The sequence below is a fragment of the Ruegeria sp. YTSC192 genome, assembly GCF_059609705.1.
The window spans coordinates 78,847-102,728 of record NZ_JBXWMG010000008.1 but is presented as its reverse complement, the minus strand read 5'-3'; the positions used below and the strand labels follow the sequence as shown (position 1 = coordinate 102,728).

General features: G+C 56.8%; 25 protein-coding genes and 2 pseudogenes. 17 read left to right on the top strand and 10 right to left on the bottom strand.

Features of this window, described 5'->3' with window-relative positions; translation table 11 throughout:
* Window positions 1-56: 56 nt before the first annotated feature.
* Window positions 57-125, top strand: a pseudogene (locus tag AC2FD8_RS13015) (IS6 family transposase); the annotation flags it as partial.
* Here AC2FD8_RS13015 and AC2FD8_RS13010 read toward each other — a convergent pair.
* Window positions 117-764 (bottom strand): class I SAM-dependent methyltransferase, encoded by a 648-nt coding sequence (locus tag AC2FD8_RS13010; RefSeq protein ID WP_152459971.1) that lies wholly within the window; start codon window positions 762-764, stop codon window positions 117-119. The pseudogene AC2FD8_RS13015 and the gene AC2FD8_RS13010 overlap by 9 nt on opposite strands.
* A 97-nt stretch (window positions 765-861) precedes the next feature.
* On the opposite strand from AC2FD8_RS13010, the gene AC2FD8_RS13005 reads away from it, so the two are divergent.
* Complete coding sequence (locus tag AC2FD8_RS13005) at window positions 862-1,767, top strand: LysR family transcriptional regulator (protein ID WP_496856614.1); 906 nt, start codon at window positions 862-864, stop codon at window positions 1,765-1,767.
* A gap of 9 nt (window positions 1,768-1,776) precedes the next feature.
* Window positions 1,777-2,283, top strand: a complete 507-nt coding sequence (locus AC2FD8_RS13000) for a P-loop nucleotide/nucleoside kinase family protein (RefSeq protein ID WP_152459973.1) — start codon at window positions 1,777-1,779, stop codon at window positions 2,281-2,283.
* 90 nt (window positions 2,284-2,373) lie between these two features.
* On the opposite strand, the gene AC2FD8_RS12995 is transcribed toward AC2FD8_RS13000, so the two are convergent.
* Window positions 2,374-2,796, bottom strand: a complete 423-nt coding sequence (locus tag AC2FD8_RS12995; protein WP_496856617.1) for a DUF4345 domain-containing protein — start codon at window positions 2,794-2,796, stop codon at window positions 2,374-2,376.
* A gap of 731 nt (window positions 2,797-3,527) precedes the next feature.
* The gene (locus AC2FD8_RS12990) at window positions 3,528-3,653 is read right to left on the bottom strand and encodes an NAD-dependent epimerase/dehydratase family protein (RefSeq protein WP_496856619.1); all 126 of its coding nucleotides are present in this window, start codon (window positions 3,651-3,653) and stop codon (window positions 3,528-3,530) included.
* A 137-nt stretch (window positions 3,654-3,790) separates the two neighbouring features.
* On the opposite strand from AC2FD8_RS12990, the gene AC2FD8_RS12985 reads away from it, so the two are divergent.
* Window positions 3,791-4,786: an AraC family transcriptional regulator gene (locus tag AC2FD8_RS12985; RefSeq protein ID WP_496856621.1), complete on the top strand. Its 996-nt coding sequence runs from the start codon at window positions 3,791-3,793 to the stop codon at window positions 4,784-4,786.
* Window positions 4,787-4,998: 212 nt separating this feature from the next.
* Here AC2FD8_RS12985 and AC2FD8_RS12980 read toward each other — a convergent pair whose 3' ends face one another.
* From AC2FD8_RS12980 to AC2FD8_RS12970, 3 genes are all read right to left on the bottom strand, one after another.
* Complete coding sequence (locus AC2FD8_RS12980) at window positions 4,999-5,475, bottom strand: GNAT family N-acetyltransferase (protein ID WP_496856623.1); 477 nt, start codon at window positions 5,473-5,475, stop codon at window positions 4,999-5,001.
* Window positions 5,476-5,703: 228 nt separating this feature from the next.
* Window positions 5,704-6,060, bottom strand: coding sequence for a VOC family protein (locus AC2FD8_RS12975; RefSeq protein WP_496856625.1), 357 nt, complete (start codon window positions 6,058-6,060; stop codon window positions 5,704-5,706).
* A gap of 38 nt (window positions 6,061-6,098) precedes the next feature.
* On the bottom strand, window positions 6,099-6,536 hold the full coding sequence (locus AC2FD8_RS12970) for a VOC family protein (RefSeq protein WP_496856626.1): 438 nt from the start codon (window positions 6,534-6,536) through the stop codon (window positions 6,099-6,101).
* Between the two features lie 107 nt (window positions 6,537-6,643).
* Here AC2FD8_RS12970 and AC2FD8_RS12965 point away from each other — a divergent pair, with 107 nt between their 5' ends.
* On the top strand, window positions 6,644-7,348 hold the full coding sequence (locus AC2FD8_RS12965; protein WP_496856627.1) for a helix-turn-helix transcriptional regulator: 705 nt from the start codon (window positions 6,644-6,646) through the stop codon (window positions 7,346-7,348).
* A 269-nt stretch (window positions 7,349-7,617) separates the two neighbouring features.
* Here the strand turns inward: AC2FD8_RS12965 and AC2FD8_RS12960 are convergent, their stop codons facing one another.
* Window positions 7,618-8,274 carry a LysR substrate-binding domain-containing protein gene (locus AC2FD8_RS12960; protein WP_496874310.1) on the bottom strand — a complete coding sequence of 219 codons (657 nt, stop codon included), beginning with the start codon at window positions 8,272-8,274 and terminating at the stop codon, window positions 7,618-7,620.
* A gap of 422 nt (window positions 8,275-8,696) precedes the next feature.
* Between AC2FD8_RS12960 and AC2FD8_RS12955 the strand changes: the two genes are divergently transcribed.
* The 6 genes and pseudogenes from AC2FD8_RS12955 to AC2FD8_RS12930 form a co-directional block, all read left to right on the top strand.
* Window positions 8,697-10,325, top strand: a complete 1,629-nt coding sequence (locus tag AC2FD8_RS12955; protein ID WP_480826095.1) for a TnsB C-terminal domain-containing protein — start codon at window positions 8,697-8,699, stop codon at window positions 10,323-10,325.
* Window positions 10,303-11,160, top strand: coding sequence for a TniB family NTP-binding protein (locus AC2FD8_RS12950; protein ID WP_480826094.1), 858 nt, complete (start codon window positions 10,303-10,305; stop codon window positions 11,158-11,160). Before AC2FD8_RS12955 ends, AC2FD8_RS12950 begins: the two co-directional genes overlap by 23 nt.
* Window positions 11,157-12,092, top strand: a complete 936-nt coding sequence (locus AC2FD8_RS12945; protein ID WP_480826096.1) for a TniQ family protein — start codon at window positions 11,157-11,159, stop codon at window positions 12,090-12,092. Before AC2FD8_RS12950 ends, AC2FD8_RS12945 begins: the two co-directional genes overlap by 4 nt.
* 104 nt (window positions 12,093-12,196) lie before the next feature.
* Complete coding sequence (locus tag AC2FD8_RS12940; protein ID WP_496856630.1) at window positions 12,197-13,051, top strand: AEC family transporter; 855 nt, start codon at window positions 12,197-12,199, stop codon at window positions 13,049-13,051.
* A 15-nt stretch (window positions 13,052-13,066) separates the two neighbouring features.
* Window positions 13,067-13,447, top strand: coding sequence for an HAD family hydrolase (locus AC2FD8_RS12935; RefSeq protein WP_496856632.1), 381 nt, complete (start codon window positions 13,067-13,069; stop codon window positions 13,445-13,447).
* Between the two features lie 60 nt (window positions 13,448-13,507).
* Window positions 13,508-14,074, top strand: a pseudogene (locus AC2FD8_RS12930) (IS6 family transposase); the annotation flags it as partial.
* 38 nt (window positions 14,075-14,112) lie between these two features.
* Here the strand turns inward: AC2FD8_RS12930 and AC2FD8_RS12925 are convergent.
* Window positions 14,113-14,796, bottom strand: coding sequence for an IS6 family transposase (locus AC2FD8_RS12925; RefSeq protein WP_496856634.1), 684 nt, complete (start codon window positions 14,794-14,796; stop codon window positions 14,113-14,115).
* A gap of 164 nt (window positions 14,797-14,960) precedes the next feature.
* On the opposite strand from AC2FD8_RS12925, the gene AC2FD8_RS12920 reads away from it, so the two are divergent.
* Complete coding sequence (locus tag AC2FD8_RS12920) at window positions 14,961-15,626, top strand: hypothetical protein (RefSeq protein ID WP_050605729.1); 666 nt, start codon at window positions 14,961-14,963, stop codon at window positions 15,624-15,626.
* Between the two features lie 4 nt (window positions 15,627-15,630).
* Here the strand turns inward: AC2FD8_RS12920 and AC2FD8_RS12915 are convergent, their stop codons facing one another.
* A complete protein-coding gene (locus tag AC2FD8_RS12915; RefSeq protein WP_170775027.1) occupies window positions 15,631-16,650 on the bottom strand; it encodes a transporter in 1,020 nt (339 codons plus the stop codon).
* Window positions 16,651-16,976: 326 nt separating this feature from the next.
* Between AC2FD8_RS12915 and AC2FD8_RS12910 the strand changes: the two genes are divergently transcribed.
* From AC2FD8_RS12910 to AC2FD8_RS12890, 5 genes are all read left to right on the top strand, one after another.
* Complete coding sequence (locus AC2FD8_RS12910) at window positions 16,977-18,971, top strand: heme lyase CcmF/NrfE family subunit (protein WP_170417870.1); 1,995 nt, start codon at window positions 16,977-16,979, stop codon at window positions 18,969-18,971.
* 4 nt (window positions 18,972-18,975) lie between these two features.
* Window positions 18,976-19,545 (top strand): DsbE family thiol:disulfide interchange protein, encoded by a 570-nt coding sequence (locus AC2FD8_RS12905; protein WP_170417873.1) that lies wholly within the window; start codon window positions 18,976-18,978, stop codon window positions 19,543-19,545.
* Window positions 19,542-20,030: a cytochrome c-type biogenesis protein gene (locus tag AC2FD8_RS12900; protein WP_170417876.1), complete on the top strand. Its 489-nt coding sequence runs from the start codon at window positions 19,542-19,544 to the stop codon at window positions 20,028-20,030. The genes AC2FD8_RS12905 and AC2FD8_RS12900 overlap by 4 nt, the downstream gene beginning before the upstream one ends.
* On the top strand, window positions 20,027-21,175 hold the full coding sequence (ccmI, locus tag AC2FD8_RS12895; protein ID WP_170417878.1) for a c-type cytochrome biogenesis protein CcmI: 1,149 nt from the start codon (window positions 20,027-20,029) through the stop codon (window positions 21,173-21,175). Before AC2FD8_RS12900 ends, ccmI begins: the two co-directional genes overlap by 4 nt.
* Before the next feature lie 114 nt (window positions 21,176-21,289).
* Window positions 21,290-21,748, top strand: coding sequence for an ATPase (locus AC2FD8_RS12890; protein WP_170417881.1), 459 nt, complete (start codon window positions 21,290-21,292; stop codon window positions 21,746-21,748).
* Window positions 21,749-21,757: 9 nt separating this feature from the next.
* On the opposite strand, the gene AC2FD8_RS12885 is transcribed toward AC2FD8_RS12890, so the two are convergent.
* Window positions 21,758-23,854, bottom strand: coding sequence for a protein-disulfide reductase DsbD family protein (locus AC2FD8_RS12885; protein WP_170418009.1), 2,097 nt, complete (start codon window positions 23,852-23,854; stop codon window positions 21,758-21,760).
* Window positions 23,855-23,882: the final 28 nt, after the last annotated feature.

Below are 23,882 nucleotides of genomic sequence, written 5' to 3'. Positions count from 1 at the left end.
CTGTCAGATCGAACGCAGTTCTGTTAACGCGGGCTGGAATATGACAGGAGCAGGCCGTGACGATCTCGTTTAAGGGTGCGCATTTTCCGAAAGACGTGATTTTGCACGCGGTTTTCTCAGTGCTTTTTCGCGACGACATATCGACTAGGCAGCATTCCGGCCTGATCCGAGGTCTCTATTACCTCGAAGCCGGTGTTGACAATTTTCCGTTCGAGTTGTTGCGCGGAGATAAAGTTGACAAAGGGCGCTTTCCCAAGAGCTTGCATGATCGGGATCGCGATCCGACGGATCATCGCGTATTTGAAGCCGCCGTTCTTCGGAGCGCATACAGTTTTCGAAATGAAAACCCCACCGGGCTTCGTCAATGAAAATATATGCGCGAGCGCATCTTCGAGGTCAGGCACGAGATGAAGCAGGTTGTGTGCCAGGATCGCATCATACGATCCCTCATCAATTTGATGCTCCAGAACTTCAGCCACTTTGAATGTTACGTTTTCCAGGCCTTCTTCCGCGCGCTTTTCATTGGCAATCTCGATCATACCTAACGCAAGATCCGTCGCGGTAACATGGGCAACGTGCGGCGCAAGTAGAAGCGCCGTTGAACCCGTCCCACAGCCAATTTCCAACACGTTGTCTTCCGCTTTAAGATAAGACTTCGTGCGCTCGAGCGTGTTCAGGTATCCTTCCATGTTCCGGATAGGATCAGCAGCGTACTTGCGCGATATCTTGCTCCAGAATGCGGCGTCCTTGGACAAAGTAGCCATTGTATTTCTCGCTTTAATAGGTGGTTGATGCACCCGATACTTTCAAACGCGGCCTTATGGAATTGCCAAAGTACGCAGAATTGTTATGCATAAATGCATGAATTGGAAGGCCATCAACTTCGACTGGAACCAGGTGCGGTCTTTTCTCGCGACCGCGGAAGAAGGCTCGTTTTCCGCGGCGGCACGTGTGCTTGAGCAAACTCAGCCTACAGTAGGTCGCCAGGTTGCCAACCTGGAGCAGTCACTCGGCATCACCTTGTTTGAACGGGTTGGTAAATCGCTGAAACTGACAGCTGCCGGCACCGAGCTTTTGTTGCACGTCCGGGAAATGGCAGATGTTGCGAGCAGGATCTCACTGACCGCGACAAGCCAGTCACAAGCTATCGAAGGGCAAGTCAGGATAACCGCGTCCGACGTGATATCAGCGTTTCAGTTACCGCCGATCCTGAAGCAGATCAGGCTTGCGGCGCCACGTCTTGAGATCGATGTTGTCGCTGCAAATGATATACGTGATATTCAGCGGCGTGAAGCCGATATTGCCATCAGACATGTACGCCCGACGCAACCAGATTTGATTGCAAGACTTGTGGCAGAGGCGACAGCAAACTTTTATGCGGCACCTTCGTATCTTGACCAGGTTGGGCGTCCCAAAAACGCAGACGACCTCGCCAAACTGGACTTCGTGGGGTTTGGAGATGTGGACACAATGATCGGCTTTCTAAATCCAGCTGGCATTGACGTCACAAGGCAGAACTTCCGGATCGGTTCGCAAAGCGGGATCGTTTCGTGGGAGATGGTGCGTCACGGATTTGGTGTCAGTGTGATGTCGGATGATATAGCCGCATTAACACCCGGTATTGAGAGAGTCTTGCCAGACCGCGAGCCCTTCAAGTATCCGATTTGGCTAGCCACGCACTCGGAATTGCACACCGCAAAGCGGATCCGACTGGTGTTCGACCAGCTTGCGGAGCGGCTAGGCGATCAGACAAGTAGAAACACATAGGAAGGCTCAATGTCACACGCGGTCCCAACACTCCACTTGCTGTGCGGTAAAGTCGCTTCCGGTAAATCCACTCTGGCGGCGGAACTGTCGCGCCACAATTTAGCAGTTCTCATATCCGAAGATCAATGGCTGAGCGCCCTGTTTGGTGACGAGATGTCTTCACTACAGGACTATGTGAGATGCGCATCAAAACTTGGTCAGATCATGGGCCCACATGTAACATCAATGCTTGTCGCCGGGGTTTCGGTCGTCCTCGATTTCCCGGCAAATACTCTCGAAAACCGAAGGTGGGCGCGTGGGCTGATCAAAGGTACAGGGGCGGCGCAGATACTCCATTTTCTGGATGTGCCGGACGAGGTCTGTCTGGACAGGCTGCACGGGCGCAACAAAGAAGGCGCCCATGCCTTTGCCACAACCGATGATCAGTTTCGGCGTATCGCGCGGCATTTTGTTCCTCCGTCACCTGACGAAGGGTTTCAAATCATAACTCACCCCCCGAAATCCGGGCTCAAGTAAATTCACCCCGCCGCACAGAGAATGATGCGGCCACCCGGTCGCCAGTAGCGGATGGCCGTATACCCAAGATCAGTGGTGTAGTTCGTCAGGCTATGCCGTAACTTGAGGTATGTTCCCTGCTTTCTTTCGCCTCTCTTGGACCACGACCCACGCACACAACAGCGCAAGAACAACCTCTATCCCGAGCGCAGCCAGAACGCCGGCAGATGGCCGACCATCAAGGACCAGACTGATTATGCGCCCCACGGCAAAAGCCGAGAAAACGGTTGTTCCAAGCAAAGCAGCTGAGCGCGCCAAACTCTTGTTAAGAGCACCCGCCAGTATGATCAGGCCAAGTGCTGCGAGATTGGCTGCAGGTGCGCGCAATTCGCTCATGAGGTTTGGCTGCGGCGTCAATGCTATGCCGTAGCCGGTGTAGAAGGCCTGCGGATCAAGTGTGATCGCCAGACCAATGCTGGCTGCCACTAAACCGGAAAAGCCAAGGACAAGTCTGTATTTGAAGTCAATTGTCATGATCGTCTCCATCATTTGCTGGCTTGCCTCAAGCGGCTTTGGTCCATGCCCCTGACATCGCGGCTTTTTCTGCAAATTCAGCAAAGTCGCGAGGCGTGCGGCCGAGCGCGCGCTGGACACCGTCTGCGAGGTTCGCATTGCGTCCATCAAGCGTTTCCCGTGCAATGTCCGTGATGACATCCGCGATCATCTCACCATTCGCGGTTTTGACTTCCGCATGGAAGGCTTCAAAGGAAATCGGCACGTACTGCACCGTCCTGCTCATGGCGCGCGAAAGTTCCACCGCCATTTCGGCAAATGTCATGAGACGCGGTCCTGTAACTTCGTAAAGCTCGCCGTCGTGTCCCTCTTCTGTCAGCGCCGCGACTGCAACGTCAGCAATGTCGTCGACGTCGACAATGGGTTCGCGTACATCGCCCGCGGGCATGGGCAAGGTGCCCGCCATCACCGGATCAAGCAGGGCACCCTCCGAGAAGTTCTGGGCAAACCATGCAGCACGTACGATCGTGAACGGTACGCCGGAGTTTCGAACTACTTCTTCTGCACGCTGGGCGTGAAACTCTCCGCGCCCAGTCAGCAGGACAACACGCTGCAGTCCTTTTTTTCGCGCCAGAGACGTGAAAGCTTCAACTTGCTCGACCGCGCCTGGGAAGGCGATGTCCGGAAAGTACGAAATGTAGGCGGCCGAAACGCCGTCTAAATTGGCGTCCCAAGTGTCCGGTTTTTCCCAGTCAAAGGGGGGTCTCGCTACGGCGCGACCCGCGCCGAACCGTGTGACCTTTTTCTTCCAGACGCTTTGCAATGCGAGATCCGGTTTTGCCTGTAGCGCCAAGTACGAGAATGGATTGGGTTGTCATTGATCATCTCCATGAATTCAGTTGATGACCCGAACATAAGGAACAAAATGAGACGAACTATTCTAGAAAATCCTCAATAATTGTCCAATCGTCCAGATGCTATAGACGAACACCCTAATTCCCATCAAGATTGGGACATGGACCAGATTGATCCTCACGTCCCCGACCCTGATGCGCTCGCGCAGCCGATTGGCGATCCGCTCGGGGAGATCCTCCATCTTTTGAAACTAACCGGCACCTTCTACTGCCAGTCTCGCATGTCCGCGCCTTGGGGTGTTTCCATACCGGGCTTTCCCGACATATTGAGCTTTGCGGTCATCACGCATGGGCGTTGCTTCATGCAGGTTGGTGACGGTGATCCGTTTGAAGTTGAGAAGGGCGATTTGGTACTGATGACCGATGGCGCGCCGATCGGTTTCTTCAGCTCGGAAGACACGCCTCTTTTGACACTGGAAGAGCTGCCCATACAAAAAGTAACCGAGCTTTATGAAACGCTGGAGTACGGTGGCGGTGGCGCCGAGACTGGCATCATGTACGGCTTGGTCAGAATAGATCACGCGGCAAGTGGGATGTTGATGAGCTTGCTTCCCGATGTTTTCAAGATCGATCCTTGGGAACAGGACGCAGGAAGCTGGTTGCAGGCGACACTGCAGTTCATCGCGAAAGAGGCACGTGAACTTCGGCCGGGTGGCGAGACGGTTATCACCCGCCTGGCCGACGTGGTCGTCATTGAGGCCATTCGTCGGTGGCTCAACAATGCACCTGATGCGAACCGCGGGTGGCTGAAGGCAGCCAGAGACGCCCAAATTGGTCGCACGATTGTCGCTATCCATCGCGCTCCTGCTGCAGACTGGACGGTCGAGTCGCTTGCAAAGGTCGCAGGAATGTCGCGATCCGCTTTCTCAGCACGGTTTACTGAACTGGTCGGCGTTCCGGCAATCCAGTATTTGGCGACCTGGCGCATGTATCTGGCGCGAGAACGGTTAACTGAAACAGATCAGCCTATCTCGCAAATCGCTGCTGACATAGGATATCTTTCTGAACCTGCATTCAACAAAGCGTTCAAACGCGTGTTCCAGATGCCACCGGGTCAGATGCGAAAGATAGGTATCGAAAGAAGGCAGGTTGCTTGAAGCAACCGCGAAGTCCGAGAACTCAGTTGAATTCTAAAAAGCTTCCGTAAGTAGTACTTGCATCGCGCGCAGAGTTCGCTCCATTTTTTTGCGAGTTCTACATCGGGATTGGTCTTTCAGCTGAGTTTGAACCAAGCTCCATTTGCGCTTTTTTGTTTGAGTAGGCCGCGCACCTGCGCGACCTGTGATGTCTCACCACCTTCGGACCGGTCTCAAGGCGCACTTGTTGCAAGGCGGTATTTTCGGAATTGTGCTCCATCGTATGTCATCTCGCCCTCAAACTCTGCGCCCATGCGCTTTAGAGCTCCCAGTTTTGTGCGGGTGGGCGGAAGCAGGAGTGTTACGGATGGGATTCTCGAGTCGCCGTGCGCGAATTCTAGTGCCTGCGCGGTGATCCTCATCCCCAAACCGAAGGCCGAGGTTTTTAGCACGAGACCGTAGTCCCAGTCAGGACCCTCGCGCTGAAAGCCGCCCCATCCCACATAGGCGCCGTCCGCCAGAATTGCCCAATGGCCCAACCCGTCTTGCGCCCACTTAGCTTCCTTCATTGCTACGAAGTTAGCTGAGCGCCGCTCGTCCCAATTGCCTTGGAGCAAAGGCATGTGCAGAGCCAGAACTGGATCGGACATATGTTCCGCAATATTCTCGACCGCAATCTCGGATAGGCGCGTGAAGGTGATTTTTGTCATGTGCTCGTTTGCGCCACGCTGTATGCCACGCCTTTGGTTTCGGGGCCTTCAATGGCATCAACCAGAAATTATTGCTAGGCATATCCTAGAAATCGCTTTTGCGTGTTCAGGTGGCGCATCATTTTGAGCACGATCCAGAGCCACGCGAACTTCATTGAGATACCCAACGCAGGCCAAGATCCAATCGAGGTAGGTCCTATTAAGGCAAGAGGGCTGCTCCGACCTGCCTCAGGCGGAGAGGCAAATCTTGTTGCCGTTCAGATCCCTTACATAGGCCGAGAAACGCGGCCCACGTTGCTTCGGTTCGCCTTCGCTTGTGCCGCCAAGCTCGATAGTCAATGCGTACAGCCTTTCGACCTCTTCAGCCGATCCGACGCTGAAGCCGACCATGGTTCCGTTTCCATTGGTGGCTGGTTTTTCGTCGAACGGAATTGCGGCTGCAAAAGCAAAGCCAGGTCCGAGCCAGTATGTCATTCTGTCGGTGGGCGAGACGCGTTCCACGCCGGACTTTTCGAAAAGCCGGTCATAGAAGTGCGTCGTAGCGGCCATATCGTTGGTTCCAAAGACAAAATAGTTCATCTGCATGGTGCGATGTCCTTTGAGCGTGCGTCGAGTATTTCGCTTCACTGACCAGTCAGCTTGAAGAACTCGATCAACTGACCATTGGGGTCGATTATCTTGAGCAGCTGGATACCCGGTTCTTTGATGATCTTGGGCGTAGCTACACCGGCGACTGTGGCGCGGGCTTGCATGGCTTCCAGATCGGCCGATTGCAGGTAAGGGACTGCGCCCGATCCCGCTTCAGACCCAGGTGCGTATTTGTCCCGGGACACGATTGCGAACCATCCGCCCGCCACCTCAAAGGCCACAAAATCCGGTAGCCCGATTGCAGGTTCGCTGTCGAATAGGGCGCGATAGAAAGCTTCCGAGCGCTCCATGTCGTCGGTCGGCACATAGGCGCCCATGGCCATGATCGGCGCAGTCCCCCGCTGCTCCGCCGACTCCGCAAAAAGTGCTGTGGGCAGGGCTGCGGCGAGGGCGATGGCAATGAAACGTCTCATGTTCTGATCTCCTTTTTTTGATGTCTTTCCTGCTTCTACCGCGCCTATGCTGACAGCGTGTTGTCAGCATAGTGTCAGTATGGTCTGTTCCATCGAAAGGAGATCACATGCGGCGTGGAGACAGGCTTTTTGAAGTCATCGAGATTCTGAGACGTGCCAAAGGCCCGATCTCGGCCCAGTCCATTGGAGAAGAGTTGGGCGTGACCAAGCGCACAGTGTATCGCGACGTCGCTGCGCTGATCGGTCAAGGCGTGCCTATCAATGGCGAGGCCGGGGTGGGCTATGTGTTGGAGCCCGGCTTTCACATGCCACCGCTGATGCTGACCCCGGACGAAATCGAGGCCGTGACACTTGGCGTTCTTTGGGTTCAAACCCGAGGTGAGCCCGAGCTTGCGCTGGCGGCCGAAAAGCTGATCACCAAGCTGGAAGCTGTTGCACCCGACAAGTACCGGACATCGTTTCTTCAGCCGGCCGTCAGCGTAGCGCCCGTCGCTCAGCCGGACGAGGTTCTTGGCGCCGCCGCCGTTCGTCTGGCCATTCGGCGCCGCAAGAAGATTGGCCTGAAATACTCTGACAACTCAGGCCAAAAGACCCGTCGTGTGATCTGGCCCATACTCCTGGGCTATCGGGACACCAGCCGCATCATCGCCGCATGGTGCGAGATGCGAGAAGGCTTTCGTTACTTTCGGACAGAACGGATCATTGAGGCGGAAGTCCTTGAAGACAGTATTCCTCGCCGAATGGACCTCCTTCGCGCGGAGTGGCGCAGTGCGACCGATGCGGAACGGAAGCGCTATGAAGAGGGGGCATAAGACGGAATTTTGGAAAGTTGTGCAGGATTGCTTTGGGGAAGCTGCAGAACAGCGATCGAAGGATGGCCAATGCCGGAATGGGCCGGTTGTCATGCAGGCGAACGCAGCGACTTAGGGTGATACAGAAGCCGCAATTATGGGAGAATGTGAGGTGAAATGGAAACAGCCTTGGGAGGAATAGTCCATATACTCTGACTGTCGATGAACTGATTTGCACCGTATTAGTGCACGGGTGCAATTCGAGTGCACTGCGACCGATTGATAATTTGTTATGCCGCTGCAGGTAGATCGCTAGACAGAACGGTCGGCAATTCCTGTTTCAAGAAACTTAGGAGCGCTTCGAATGCCGGCAGCATGCCTTTACGTGATGGCATCAAGAGGCTGATTTGGGGATGGCCCGCTGTCCACTCCGGCAAGACCCGCACAAGCGAACCGGCTTCCACTTCGGATCGGCAAACATAGGCTGGAAGGGCAACAAGCCCCAAGGATGAAGCCGCCGCGTTCTTGAGCGTCGACATGTCATCACTCGCGAACCGCACGCGGCACGGAACCGATGCAGTTTGCCCATCATCGCCTGTCAGTAACCATTGGTGCGTTTTTCCAGGCCGACCAAGGACCAAGGACGGGTGATCTGCCAGCGCAGTCGGATCGTCACCATGATCCAAAGTGTCACGGATCTCGGGTGAACAGAACAGGTGCCATTCCACTTGCGCCAATCGCATCTGGATCAGGCTCGAGTCTGGTAGCGTGTCCATATGGCCCCTTATGGCCACATCGACCCCGCCCTTGATCAAATCCTCCATTTGATTTGACGCTCGCTGCACGACCGTCACGCCGGGGTTGTCCTGCAAGAAACGAGGCAAGATCTGATCGAGGCCGAATTGCGCCATGCCCACAGAACAAGACACGGTGACGGTTCCTTCTATGGTGTTGGTTTGAGGCCAAATTCCACCACCAGATCTTCGACCTGATTCGATTGGAAGCTATCGAGACTTCGTACAAGCCTCCCTTCTTCGAATGCGATCAATTCGTGAGATCTGCCGGACCAACGGACGATCCCGCCGCAGAGCGTCCGGTGTTCCATATCGACAAGTTCTGCGACAGGGTCTGCAAAGAAATCGCTCCATTTGAGAAATCCGGTACTGACAGCTCGCGCAACCGCTTGTTCGATCGTCCGGTGTCACTGTACCCTAATTAATCAGAATCTTGCTTGAAATTGTCCTGCAAAATCAATTGTGGTTTGTGCTCTCAATTTTCATATTGTACCGCTAATTACCATACTGTACCCTTAATTGCCGTACTGCCGATACTGTGGATAAGTTTCGGCCTATTGGGGCGGGGGATTTGCGTGGTAGATGAGCGTCTTGCGAAACACCGTGCAGCGGTTCTTCGGCCGATCCTGGAGCTTGAGAAGAGAGGTGAGCCGATCAGCGCGGCGATCGGAGATGCCGCTTGGGAACTGGGCTTGGCGAAAAGCCACACTTGGTCGCTTTACCGGCGTCTGAGAGAGAACGATGCACGTGCCACGGCGTTGGAGTTGGACCGTCGCGGGCCGAAACCAGGGTCGAAACGGATTGCCGAAGGCGTCGAAATCATCATCTATGAGAGCCTGCGAAAATACTATCTGAACCGCGAGCGCTCGAGCTTTCTTCGCATCTGGCGCGAGATTCGTGCCGAGTGCGTGGCGAAGGGGTTTCAGCCCCCGACCCGTAGAACGGTCAAAGCCCGTCTAGATGCTATGGATCAGCGAGAGGTCTTCCGGAAACGGCGCGGGGCAGAGGAGGCTGACAAGGTCTTTGCTGCGCGTCCGGGCCGCCTTGAAGTTTCAGCCCCGCTAGAAGTCGTTCAGATTGATCATACAACTTCAGACATCACGTTGGTCGATCACGTCAATCGACGGCCACTTGCGCGCCCCTATCTGACGGTTGCGATTGATGTCGCGACCCGGATCGTTCTCGGGGTCTATGTCACTTTCGACGAGCCATCTATCTTGTCGATCGCCCTATGTCTCGATCACTGCGTGCGCCGGAAATCGGTGCACGTCCCTGGAACAAAGGAAGAGCTGGTTTGGCCGACGGCCGGCATTCCGAAGGCGATCTACGTCGACAATGCGCGGGAGTTCCACAGCGACGCCTTCAGAATGGCCTGCGAAGATTGGGGCATCGCTGTCGAGTATCGTCCGCTTGGCGGCAAACACTACGGCGGCCATGTCGAACGGCTGATCGGAACAACTATGGGGGCCGTTCATGTGCTGCCCGGGACGACGCAATCCTCAATCGTTGAGAAGGGCGACTATGACAGCGAGAAGCATGCGGCCCTGACACTAACCGAGTTCGAGGATTGGCTTCATCTGGAAATCTGCCGATACCACAATACGGTTCACGAAGCTCTCGGACGAACCCCGCTCGCGGCATGGGCGGACATGGGCGGGGATACTGCGGGACGGCAGGTTGTCGATGTCGATGCCTTTAGGACAAGCTTCTTGCCTTTCGAATGTCGCCAGCTTGGGCGCACCGGGATCACGCTCTTTGGGGTCCATTACTGGAGTGATGTCTTTGCCTCGTTGGTCGGACGAGGGCAGGGCAAGGTACAGGTGAAATACGATCCGCGAGACTTATCGCAGGTGTGGGTCATCACCGGTGATGGCCGCGTGATCCCGGCGCGCTACCGGGATCTCAGCCACCCGCGGATATCGCTTTGGGAAAGTCGGCGAGCCCGGAAAGATTGGCAGGAAAAGCATGGTGGCCGGATCAACGAGCGGGTCCTATTCCAATTGATTGACGCGCAACGGCAGCTGGCTGAGGCGGCGCGCCAAAAAACGCGGATTGCCCGGCTAGAGAACGAAAGAGATGCGCGGCTACCCCGGCACCAACCGCGCCGTGATCCGTCGCGCGAAATGTTCGCGATTGATACAGGCAACCCTGATCTGCCTACCTATGAGATTGATGAGTTTAATGACCCCAGAAGAAAGAATTGACCGTATCCGCGGCGACCATTGGGTCGCGTTTGACCGTGCCACCATCGTTCTCAACCGATTGACATCCCTGATGGAAATGCCACAGCAAAGCCGGATGCCAGGGCTGATGGTTTATGGAAGTTCCGGCATAGGAAAGACGATGATCGCCAAGCGGATGGCGAGCAAATATCCAACGCAGTACAACGCTGAACTGGGCATCACGAAAACACCCATCCTGCTGGTTCAGGCCCCGCCGGCCCCGGACGAACGGCGGTTCTATCAGCACATCCTGGCGACGATCGGGGCGCCTATGTGGGGTCGGCATACCGTGTCCGAGCTTGAGGTGCGCGCGCTCAGTCATCTTCGGGACATGGACCTTAGGATGCTGATGATCGACGAAGTGCATAACCTGCTTGCTGGCAGCTACCGTGAGCAACGCCGTTTCCTGAACATGCTCCGGTTCCTCGCCAACGATCTCTGCGCCTCGCTCGTCGTCTTCGGTGTGAACGAAGCTCTGGAAGCGGTTCGAGGAGACGATCAATTGGCCCGACGTTTGGACGAACACTACCTGCCGCTCTGGGAAGACGATGTGGAGTTCTCTCGCCTGATCCAGACGTTGATCGCGGCGATGGCGCTTGAGCAACGCTCAGGCCTTACGGTGGCGTCGCTTCGGACGATCCTGAAAGTGACCGGTGGCGTCACCTCGCGCGTGTTCATCATGATCAAATCCCTGGCTATCGATGCAATCGAGACCGGAGAAGAGCGGATCACGGACGAAGCGGTCCATGCCTGGCAACCGGTTTGGACGAAGCATGCCTGGAACATCCCTCGACAGCCCGCCGCTACATTCGGGTGACCCTCAGACCGCTACCGTTTCGACCGCCACCTATGCTTGATGAGCTTCTGTCGAGCTGGATGGGCCGCGTGGCGAAGGCCAATCATTGTTCGGTTGAAGAGCTTTGTGGCTATCTGGGTTTGGGGCAGGGCAGGGTGCCGGAATGTGCAAGCGACCTGCGAACGGCGAACTGGGCCATGCTATGCAGGGCGGTTCAGCGGTCCCGGGATGAAATCGTCAGCATGGCTCTTCCGGATTCAATGCATCATGACGTGCAATACGTGTCCCGGCATGACTTCCAATATTGCCCGGGGTGTGTTGCGAAATCACCCGATCTGGTGCTTCGCCATTGGCGCTTGGCATGGTCGATGACCTGCGAAATCTGCGGCCTGGCCCTGGCAGCCAAGTATCCAGCCAATGATGTATCAGGCAGACTTCATGCCCGAGCTTTGCGCGGCGCGGAAGTTCTGAAGACGGCTGCCGCCGCGACCGATCTTGCGCGGTTGAACCGGATCAGTCTGACCCTGCAAGTCATATCGGTGCTGAAGATCGGGCGTCTTTGGTCGCTCACCTCCGGGAACAAGCGCGAAAGGCTAATGGCGCTTGCGGCGGTCGGTATCGGCACGACCCGTCCCTTGTTGGGTGCCGCCATCATACTGCGAGGAAACGACCGGGCGGCCCGGGAGTTGAGCCGCGTATTTCCTGAACATCGTGAGATGATCGAGCGGATCCGTGGATTGTCGCAGGACCTCGGTCGACCGCTTCCTAGATTGGTTGAAACAGTGCATCCAATCGGGCATGAAGCACATGGATTGTGCCGCCCAAGAGTGTCGGAGAGCGCTTTGCAGGCCGCTCGTCAGGCCATCTCAGAGCTCGGGGCAGACGCAAATCGTCAAGCGCTTCTGATGCGCGCCGATGCAATCTGGAAGCGCTCAAGTGGGGTCAAGTCATAAGCCACGGAACCTGTGGATATATTGCAATTAAGGGTACAAAAACGCCCCGGAACGCCGTGAATCCGCAAATTCTGATTAATTAGGGTACAGTGACATCAGGTGAGATGCAGATATTGGGAAGGTTTGTCGTCAACTTCGCGTTGCCCGCGCTCATATTGCGGGCCGTGTCGACGCAACAGATTACTGAATTCGCCAATGCCGGATACCTGGGCGCAGTCTTGATAGGGTCCCTGGTGGTCTTTTGGTCTGGGTACTTTTGGTCACGTCGCGTAGCCGGTGAGCGCGCGTCAGCAAGCACCTTCAACGCTATGGGCATGTCCTGCGCAAACAGCGGATTTGTGGGTTTCCCGGTTCTGCTCATCAGCCTGCCGGATGTCGCGTCGACAGCACTTGCGTTGAATATGATCATCGAAAACCTCGTGATGATCCCCCTTGTTCTGATCATGGCCGAGTATTCTCGCAAAGGAGATATGGTGGGAAATCAGATGACCCGGCAGATTGCTTGGCGGCTGGCACGCAACCCGATCGTAATTGCGTTGGTTCTGGGGCTCACAATATCCGCATCCGGGCTCACGATGCCCGCGGTCATCGAACGACCGATCGACATGTTCGCATCCGCGAGCGCCGCCGTATCTTTGGCGGTTATCGGCGGCACTCTTGCAAGTCTTCCGCTCCGTGAAATTAAAGCCCCTGTGTTCAGGATCACCGCAGGCAAGCTGCTCATACATCCGGCTGCAACCGCACTGAGCTTTTTCGCTGTATCTTTGATAGGGGTTGGGGTGCAGAACGAGCAACTGATTGCAGCAGCAGTCATCCTGGCTTCGACACCGGTCATGGGGATCTACCCGATCTTGGCACAAAGCTACGGCGAGGAGCGGACCGCGTCTCTGGCCATGCTCGTAATGACCGCCGCATCGTTTTTTACAATGAGTTTGGTATTGGCAATTGTTCTCGTGTAGCAGACCAACCAGCGCATGCAGTATGTTCTGCGGCAGGGCAAAACAGCAGGATCCAACATGAACCGTTTTGGCCTCACCTCCATTCGACGACCCCACGCAGTCCTGTTTGACTGCGACGGGGTCGTGGTGGATTCCGAACCGCGGATGAACGCCTTACTGAAAGCGGATTTTGCTCGGTTCGGACTCGCGGTCGATGAAGCGGGGCTGGATGAGTTGCTGGGCGGTGTTCTAAGCGATGTCGCTGCACGTGCGCGCGTCATGGGTGCGCGGCTGCCGCGCGACTGGGTCGACGATTTCTATCAACGGCTCTACGTCGATCTTGCACGAGGAGTTCCTCCGATCCCCGACATCGAAGGAGTTTTGGAGGATGTGTCGCAAACTCTGGGGTCAATTTGACGAGCATGCGTGATCTGAGGTTTGTACTCGCAAAGTAGTTTTCGAACAGGTTAATTGAGCATGATCTCATTGAAGGGCTGTCATTTCCCCAAGGATGCGGTTTTGTACGCTGTGTACTTCTACTTGCGGTACACGGTGTCCTATCGTGACCTTGAAGAGATCATGGCCGAACGCGGCGTGCAGGTGGACCACGCTACACTTAACAGGTGGGTTGTTAAGTATTCACCGATGATCGCAGCAAGAGCGCAATCGAAGAAACGCCCAACGCTGGGTTCATGGCGCATGGACGAGGCCTATATTCGTGTTCGCGGCAAATGGATGTACCTCTATCGGGCCGTCGACAAGGCAGGAAATACCCTTGATTTCATGCTGTCTGAGCGCAGGAACCGTCCAGCGGCAGCCAGGTTCTTTGCCAAAGCTCTGTCGTCAAATGGAATCCCGAGCAAGATCGTCATCGACAAAAGTGGAGCCAACGCGGCGGGCATTCGAGAGGTGAACAAAATCCTTAATCGGTTTGGTTGCCCAACCAAAATCGAAACCGTCAGGTCCAAGTATTTGAATAACCTGATCGAGCAGGATCATCGGTTTATCAAGCGTCGTGTTCGGCACATGGGTAGTGTCGCAAACTTTTTGAACGACCAAAGCCAGCGATATGCTAGACGCAGTTATCCTGCGATCTCAGCAAACATCCGAAAGCCGGAAGTCGTATCACTAGAGAATTGCCGCTTCCGGATCATGTTGGCGACCTCGATGCCGTCCAAAGTGGCGGAAGCGGATTCGAACGACTTAAACCCACACATGTGCCGAACACGCCGCTTTATGAACCGATGATCCTGTTCGATCATGTTGTTCAAAAATTTGGACCTAATCGTCTGTACTTTGGCTGGGCAGCCGAACCGCTTCAGGATCCTGTTCACTTCTCGAATGCCAGCTGCATTTGCGCCACTTCTGTCGATGACGATTTTGTTTGGGATCCCGTTTGACGACATTGCTTTGGCAAAGAACCTGGTGGCTGCTGGACGATTTCGTCGCTCAGACAACATGAAATCAAGGGTGTTTCCCGCTTTGTCGACTGCTCGATAAAGATACATCCACTTGCCGCGCACACGGAGATAGGTTTCGTCCATGCGCCAGGAACTCAGCGTTGGTCGCTTCTTCGATTGCGCGCTCGCGGCGATCATCGACGAATACTTAACGACCCACCTGTTGAGAGTGGCGTGGTCCACCTGCACGCCGCGTTCGGCCATGATCTCTTCCAAATCACGATACGACACTGTGTACCGCAAATAGAAATACACAGCGTAAAGAACTGCATCCTTGGGAAAGTGGCAGCCTTTCAGAGAAATCATACTTAAAACCTGTTCGAAAACTATTCGACGGGAAGAGACTGCGAAACCTGAGTGCTCGTCAATCTCCGTTCAAAATTTGCGACACAACCATCGGAGGTTCTGTCGCAGGTCTGTAAACCAATTGGCATCGACATTGCGCTGGAACCGTTGGCAAACTAAATGAAATGAACAGATATTTTGCCACTGAATTGCCTTTCTGGAAGTTTGCCAGAAACACGCTGATCGTCAGTTGCCTTGCGTTGTTTCCGCTGTTGGCCATCTTCGTTTTGCGCACGCCGGGCTTTGCGACGCACCTCCTGAACAGTGGTCCCGCGTTTGTTCGGTTTTTGCGTCAGGTGGTGACGAATGGGTTGCCGGTCGTTTTCCTTTTAAATTATCTCAGCTTTTTTCTTTTCGCCGTTGGGGTAAGGGCGCGGGGCAGGGGGGCCATCCCGGCCCGGTATCTGCTAATTGACCTGCTGCTACGGGCCGTCCTGTTCATCGCGCTGCACGCGCTGATCTACGCGCTTTCGGCAGACTGGTTCGGGTCTTTCGGCGGTGATCCCGTAGTGGCGTTGCGGGTAGTCGGTCCGACGCTGGTACGCTCCGCCTACTTCGAGAACATCTCAGGCGTTTACCTGTACGCCACGCTGGTCGGAGCGCTGCCGCTATACCTATCCGTCGTTCAGAGCCAGATCGCCCACGGTACTGGATTTGCAGCCCAACTGGCACGTCGCGTACCTGGGCGCGGCGGACCTGTGACATTGGCCCTGCTACTGATGGCGGTGTCAGTGGTCGTTCTGACCACCGCGGCGGCGCTGATTGTCCGTTTACAGTCGGTTTGGGGCTGAAGGGTCAGAACGCCCTGCGTATCGCGAAGGAGACTGCGTAATCGCGTTCAAGCTGGGGCCCATCCAGATCTTGATACACAGGGATCACGCCCTCGATACCCAGGCGCGTGCCCGCCAAAACGCCCGACCCCGGCACAAGGTAATTCACTCCGATTCCGATACTCAGAAACTGGCCGCCGCGCAGGGTCGGATCAGCGGTGGGCACCATGCCTGGGTTCAGGCGCGCATCCGACCCGTCAATGTTTTCCACGATGTCGCCGACCACCCGCAACGAGGAGCTGAACTGGTCATTCCAGCGCCGTGCACCCCAAACTGTTGCTGAATAGACGTCACCCAAGGTGTAACCGGCATCATTCTCACCCATCCGGATCACGGCGGCCAGCTGGGCGCCCCAAGACCAATCCGCGTTCTGGCCCGTATAGGTGACGCCCGGCAGCAGGTCGTAGGTGCCTGAACCCAGTTGCATGGGGTAGGGCAGCAGCTGGTCCGGCCCAGCTGGCGTGGTGTCGGTCTCGTCTATCGAGCCAGTCGGCAGACTGAGGCCAAGAGATAGTTCCAGCACCTGCCCGTCGGATTTGTAGATATCATATCCGCCGATGATCTTCAGATCGCCAAACCCCTGTGCCCTGGTCTTAAAGGTCTGGCCCATGCGGGTCTGGTGCTTCATCGTCTTGCGGGTATAGGGCAGCATCGCCATCACCGAGATCTCGTCGGTCACACCGTACATCAGGCCGACCATCGCCATGTTCATGCTCATGCTGAGCGGCGCGATCGGATACTGCGACAGAACGTTCGAGGTAGACAGCGACTGCGTTCCGGTACGATTTCCGTCCATCTCCATGTTCATGTAAGAGAACACAGGCATCAAAACACCCTCGGGTGGATGCATACCGCCAACGACACCCGTTGGCGGCACCGCGTCGGGGCGCATCATCCTGGACATGCTTCCCATACCTGACATGTTGCTGGAGGCTTGCGGGTTCATCGCCACGTTGTCAGCCGGACGGGTTTCCGGTTGGGCCATGGCAGTTGACCCAAGGCTCAGCCCCCCAGCCAGTATTACAGCCTGGAGGCGTTGCCAGACGCACGTAATCTTGCTGTTGCTCCGTGTCATGATGCCCTCGTGTTCGTTTGTTTCCTGAGTCCCTGCCCTGAAAACAAAGTGTTCGGTACGTCCATCGGTGAAGTCGAAATGGTGGGGGTCTCCAGCGCTGGAAGGTCAAGGCCGCCGGCCAGATTTGCGCTCGTCAAGCATGCATCAGCCGAAGGGGGTGCGGCAATAATGCGCTTGACCCTCCAGCGCTGGATTGTCGGACAAGGCCGCAAAACCGGAAATCCGGAGGGATTGGAATGATACCGGAAATCGGGCAGTTCGCCCTGGCGCTTGCCCTGGCCGTGTCCTTGGTGCAAAGCGTATTTCCCTTGATTGGAGCAGCACGGAACAATGTCATGTGGATGCGATCGGCATCTGCGACCTCGGTCCTACTGACAGCGCTGGTTGCTATCGCCTTCGCCGCTCTGATGTGGTCCTTCGTGGTCAGCGATTTCACTGTGCTAAATGTGGCCAGCAATTCTCATTCGCTGAAACCGATGCTTTTCAAGGTGGCTGCGACCTGGGGTAGCCACGAAGGGTCGCTGCTGTTGTGGATTCTGATATTGGTGATTTTCGGGCTGGGTGTGTCTCTGTTGGCTCGGAACATCCCACTGAAACTCAAGGCGCGCACTCTGGCAGTGCAGGCCTGGATCAGCGCGGGGTTCCTGTCATTCATGCTGTTCACCTCGAACCCGTTTGACCGGGTGTTTCCGGCACCGCTGGATGGTCAGGATTTAAATCCGCTGTTGCAGGATGTCGGCCTGGCTATGCACCCGCCGTTCCTATACCTGGGTTACGTCGGCTTCTCTATCGTATTTTCTTTCGCCGTGGCTGCCCTGATTGAGGGGCGGGTCGATCCGGCATGGGCGCGGTGGGTCCGACCCTGGACATTGGCGGCCTGGGTGTTTCTGACACTTGGTATCGTTCTGGGCAGCTGGTGGGCCTATTACGAACTGGGTTGGGGCGGCTGGTGGTTCTGGGATCCGGTCGAGAATGTCTCGTTTATGCCCTGGCTTGCTGGCACAGCGCTGTTCCATTCGGCCATTGTGACCGAAAAGCGCGGCAGCTTCAAAAGTTGGACGATCCTACTGGCCGTTTTGACCTTCTCGTTGTCCTTGTTGGGGACATTCATTGTCCGCTCAGGCTTGCTTACATCGGTCCATGCGTTTTCGGTCGATCCCGAACGCGGCATTTACATCTTGGCGCTGTTGGCTGTCGCGATCGGTGGTTCATTGACGCTGTTTGCCATACGCGCACCGGAGATGGAGGGCGGCGGTCTTTTTGCCCCGATCAGCCGCGAGGCCGGTTTGCTTATTAACAACCTGCTGCTGGCCACCGCAACGGCGACGGTTCTATTCGGTACGCTTTATCCGCTTTTGCTTGAGGCTGTGACAGGTGAAAAGATTTCGGTTGGACCACCTTATTACAACGCCAGTTTCGTGCCGATCATGCTGGTTCTAGTCGTTGTAATGGGGATTGGGCCGCTGTTGTCATGGAAGCGGGCGGATTTGCGCGGTGTTCTGTCCCGGCTCAAATGGGTGGCCGGGGTTAGCCTGCTCGTAGCGTTGCTTGTGTGGTATCTGGATACCGGCGGCCCAGCCTTGGCGGTAGTGTCGATCGGCCTTGCGGTTTGGTTGCTGGGCGCTGTGCTGACAGAGTGGGCCAGCCGAATTAAGCTGGGTGAGGCACCGTTGGCCGAGTCCCTGCGTCGGGCCCGCAGCCTACCGCGTTCTCATTACGGCATGGTCGTGGCCCATGCGGGGTTGGCTGTCTGTATGATCGGCTTTATCGGGTCCAGCGCTTGGAAATCCGAGGTCGTGACTTTTGCCGAGCCCGGAACACAGATTGAGATAGCAGGGTTCGACGTGCGTTTTGACGGTGTGGAACAGCTTCGCGGTCCGAACTATCTGTCTCGCGCGGCCACACTGACGGTATTTCGCGATGGCGCTTATGTCACCACGCTTCAACCCGAGCGCAGGGCCTATCTCGTGGCGGGTACCAGTACGACCGAGTCAGCAATTCGAACGACGTTGGCAGGGGACCTTTACGCCTCAATATCGGAACCGGCGGCGGAATCAGAACAGAGCAAATGGACCCTGCGTATCTTGTATGAGCCATTGGTGGTCTGGATCTGGATAGGTTCAGGATTGTTAGCATTTGGTGGTGTCTTGTCACTCTCCGATCGGCGTCTACGCGTCGGTGCACCACGAAAACGGACTGGGCAGAGCTCCGTTGCGGTGGCGGCGGAGTAGGGCAATGAAACGTCTATTTGCACTGTTCCCAATTACGATTGCCGGCATCCTGGGTGCCTTCCTGCTATGGGGACTGAATCCCGATCGCGATCCAAACGAAATCCCGTCTGTTTTGATCTCGCAGCCGGTGCCTGAGTTCGACTTGCCGCCGGTCGAAGGGCTGGATACCCACGGGCTGTCCAGTACCGATCTGGTGGAAAATGACGGGTCAGCTCCGATCGTGGTCAACGTGTTTGCGTCCTGGTGCGTGCCCTGCCGGGCCGAACATGCGGTGCTGACGCGTATGGTACGCGATGAGGGCATTCGCCTGATGGGCATTAACTACAAAGACAAGCCGCAGGACGCGCGGAAATGGCTCGACGATCTGGGCAACCCTTATGAGCGCATCGGTTCCGACCTGGACGGCCGAGCCGGGATCGAATGGGGGATTTCCGGCGTGCCGGAGACCTTTGTGATTGATGGCGCGGGCAAGGTCGTATTCCGTTTTGTCGGCCCGGTGCTGGGCGACGAGGCAATTTCAAAGATGCGCACCGCGCTGGATCAGGCGCGGGCGGCCGGAGGAGAGGCGTCATGATACGTCGCATTGTAATTACCGCGGTCACTCTGGCGATGCTGGTGTCGCAGCCGGCATTCGCGGTTGAGCCCGACGAGATACTTGCAGATCCGGTATTGGAAGAGCGGGCCCGGGCGATTTCGAAACAGGTGCGATGCGTGGTGTGCCAGAACCAAGACATCGACAGTTCTAACGCTGGCGTGGCGCGCGACCTTCGTCTGCTTGTGCGCGAACGGCTGGTGGCAGGCGACACGGACCAGCAGGTTATGGACTTTCTGGTTGCGCGTTATGGCGACTATGTTCTGTTCAACCCGCCATGGAAGCCATCAACTTACATTCTGTGGGTTGCGCCTATCGTCATCCTGGGGCTGGGTGGTATCGCGACTGCAGCGGTATTGACCCAAAATGCGCGCCGATATCGGAAGTCGCGAAAACAAGAGACGGAACGCGGCGCGAGCGAAGAACGGAATCCCGAAAACCATTCACTCACGGAGCCGCACGCATGATCTGGATTATCTTTTCATTCATGGCCGTGGCGGTGTTTCTGACGCTCGCCCTCTCCGGCCTGGGGCGCAAGACCTCGGACTTGTCGAGACGCGAAAGCGCCTCTGCCATCTTTTCCGACCAGATCGGCGAAGTGGAGAAGGACCTGGAACGAGGAATTATCTCAGCCGAAGAGGCCAAGGCCGCCAGAGCCGAGATAGAACGTCGCCTGAAGGCGATTGACCGGCAATCGGACGACAAAGCGATAATGGGCCATTCCGGGCGTGCGCTGATTTTACTTGCCGCGCTGGTAGTTCCAGCGCTCGGAGCCGGTCTTTATTGGCAACTGGGTAGTCCCTACATCCCCAGCCAGCCATTTGCCCAACGCGAGGGGGAGCAGGCCGAAGCCCGTGAAATCGCCGACCTTGCCGTGCGCCTGAAGTCGCGGCTTGAGGCGGATGAAACCGGCGGGCCAACCGAGGGATGGGTGTTGTTGGCTCAGACCTATATGCGTATGGGACGCTTTGGAGATGCCGCAGACGCGTTCGAGGGGTTGCTGGACCGACCCAATGCGAATTCAGCGCTGGTGTCGCAATATGGCGAGGCGTTGGTCTATGCCGATGACGGTGTCGTTACGCCCAAGGCCGATCGGGCGTTTGAACGAGCCTTGGAACTGGACCCATCGAACCCAGCAGCGACATTCTACAAAGCCATTGGTCTGGAGCAGGCTGGATCGCCTGATAAGGCCTATGACCTACTGAAGACGCGGATGGACGCCGAAGAGGAGTTCCGGCCATGGATGGAGAGTTTTGTGGCCCAGCTTAACCGCATCGCCCCGTCGATCGGACGGGCTCCGGTGAATCTGGCGGCTTTTGCCCCTTCCATGCCCGGCCCAACTGCCGATCAGGTGGCGGCGGCCGAGGAGATGTCAGACGAAGACCGGCAGGCCTTCATCCGCTCGATGGTCGAACGGCTTGCGAGCCGGATGCAGGAAAACCCAGGCGATCTGGACGGCTGGATGCGGCTGGGCAACGCCTATTCGGTGCTGGGCGAGACCGACGGCGCCCGGAACGCCTATGGCAGGGCAAGGGATCTGGCGGATGACCTGCCGCAGGGGGATCCGCGCAAGGTGGCAATCGACCGGGCATTGCTGGAACTGGGGGGTTGATTCCCGCAGCCCGGCGTGGATCGGGCCGGCGCCGACTTCGCGCTGATGCCCAGTGAGCCATCTGGAAAATTCCGGTTTAGGCTATCGCATGCCGATCTTTAGGAGGTTGAGACCATGAAAGTTGAAACGTTTTCTGATCTAATTGTCTGGACGCGGGAAATGCATCATTGGCTCGCCGAATGTTTGGCCCACTGTTCGACACAGTCAGAGCAGGAGCTGGCCAGGATGTTGCTTACCTACCTCGCCGATCATGAGGCTGCTCTGGAGAAAATCGTCGATGGTTTCGTGAAACGAGCCGATCCCAAAGCGCTCAACACCTGGGTATATGACTATTTGGGCAATGAGCCGATCGACCCACATCGCGCCTGCGACAGGCCGTTCGCACAGATGAGCGTCGATGAGATCTGCGAAGCGGTCTTCGATCTTCACAATCAGGTGATCGACTTATATCGGTATTTGCACGGGCGTGCCGAGATACCCGAGGCACGCGAACTCTTTCAGGCGATACTGGATATGGAAGAGCACGAGACCATGCGTTTAGCGCAGCAGAGCAACCGCGTCCGGGATATGTGAACTCCGGGGTCAGGATCCGCTTTCCACGGCTCCGCCCGCAATCGGCGCGGCCTGTTCCATCGCGTCGAGAATGGCGTTCGTGGTCAAGATCTCTGGCAGGGCGATGCCTTCGGGGGCCGACGGGCCGTAGACGATGTTGAAGGGGATCCCGAACCGTCCATTGTCCTCAAGGAAACGGGCGATCACATCGTCGGGGCGGGTCCAGTCGGCCTGCATCGGAATTGCTTTGTCCGATTGCAGTGTTGCCAGAACCTCGCCGCGTTCCAGCACCAGCGCTTTGTTGGCCTTGCAGGTCAGACACCAGTCGGCTGTGACATCGACGAAAACCACCTCGCCGCGCGACACAAGGCGGGCGATTTCGGGGCGGCTGAAGGTAATCCAAGGGATCTCTCCGGCTGGTTCAAGCAGCCTGGACCGGTCTTTGCCGGCAATCGCAACCGGTGCGGCAAACGCTGCGGTCAGCGTCAGCAACAGGGCTGTCCAGCGCAAAACGGGTGGCATCATCGTACTTTTCCAGATCAACAGGACCAGAACAGTTGCAGCCAGCACGGTAGCAGTTGCAGCAGTGTCTCCGGCCACCCCGACCATCACCCAGACCAACCAGCCGATCGTGGTCAGCAGTGCCGCCGACAGGGCCCATTTTAATCCCACCATCCAACGCCCCGGTTTAGGCAGAGCGGCGGTAAGTTTCGGGTGCACTGCAACCAGCAGGTAAGGAATGGCCAGCCCGACCCCCATTGCGGTGAAGATCGCCACGATATCCACCGGTCGGCCGGTCAGGGCAAAGGCCACCGCCGTGCCGAGGAAGGGGGCCGAGCAGGGCGTCGCCAGAACTGCTGAGAAGGCTCCGGTCAGGAAATCCCCGACCAGCGACACGCGGCCCTTTTCGACATGGGCAAGCCGGGTGTTCAGCGACTGCGGCAGCGTGATCTCGAACAAGCCCGCGAGGCTGGTTGCAAAAACCGCCAGCACCACGATCATCACCGCAAGGAAAAGCGGATTCTGGAACTGGATGCCCCAGCCGACGGAATAGCCCAGCGACCGCGCCGCAATGGTGATAGCCGCCAACAGCCACATGAATGTCAGGATTCCGGCTGCCGAAGCCAGGAACCCGGCGCGAATCTGAGCCGCAGAGCGGTCGCGAGCCTTTACCGCCGAGGAAAGCTTGATCGAAAGCACTGGCAGTACGCAGGGCATGACATTCAGAATCAACCCGCCGCCCACCGCCAGCAAAATGATCCAGACCAGCGCGCTGGCTGAAGTTTCGGCGGCCGCGATCTCATATGGTGGCGGGGTAGGGGGAGCGTCGGTACGGGGCGAAAACTCGGCCACGCGGTTGGTGTCGGTAACCGTGACGGACAAGGCGGGGGGGTCCTGTGCCAGAGCGAGGACCGGGAACTGCACCCATAGCTGACGCCTGTCGCCAGCGAGCCGGATGTCGGGTGCACCAAACGCGGTGTCACGTCCCATGTCGGGAAAGACATCAGGCGCATCAAAGGGCAGGTCGCTGGTGAAATTCAGCGTCAGCATCTCGGACTCGGTATCCAGGGTCGCGGCGTCGGACTTCATTCCGCTTGTGTTTCCCGTGGTTGGCACCCGCGACAGAAAGGCATTTATAAGCCGGGCCGAGTCCTGATCCCGACCCGTTCCCTGAGTCAGCGACAAGTCCAGCGAAAACTCGACCGGCACACAGATATCGGAACAGATCAGCGTTGTCACAGCGGCCTTCAAGTCAACTGGCGCTCCGGGGTTCTCGAGTGTGACGGTCAGCGGAAAGACCACTTCGTCCTTGTACCCGAAATTCTCGATCCCGAAGGCGCGAAAACGGATCGGCGCGGGCCAGTGAAACTGTACGTCGCTGACGTTTTGCGAGCCGTTCCAAGTGATCTTGGGCGGAATTCCCACCTCACCAGGCGACTTCCAGTAGGTTTTCCAATCTTCGCCCAGTTTCAGATGCAGTCCTGCAGTGATCGTCTTGACGTCAGGCGCGATCCCGTCCTGCGCGGTAATTATGTGTGCGACCAGGGGCTCTGATTCATACGCTTGGGATGTAGCTGCAAGGCTTGTCCCGGCGGAAGTCTGGCCAAAGATTAACCCCAAGATCATAATACATAAATTTAGGAGTGTTCTTGCC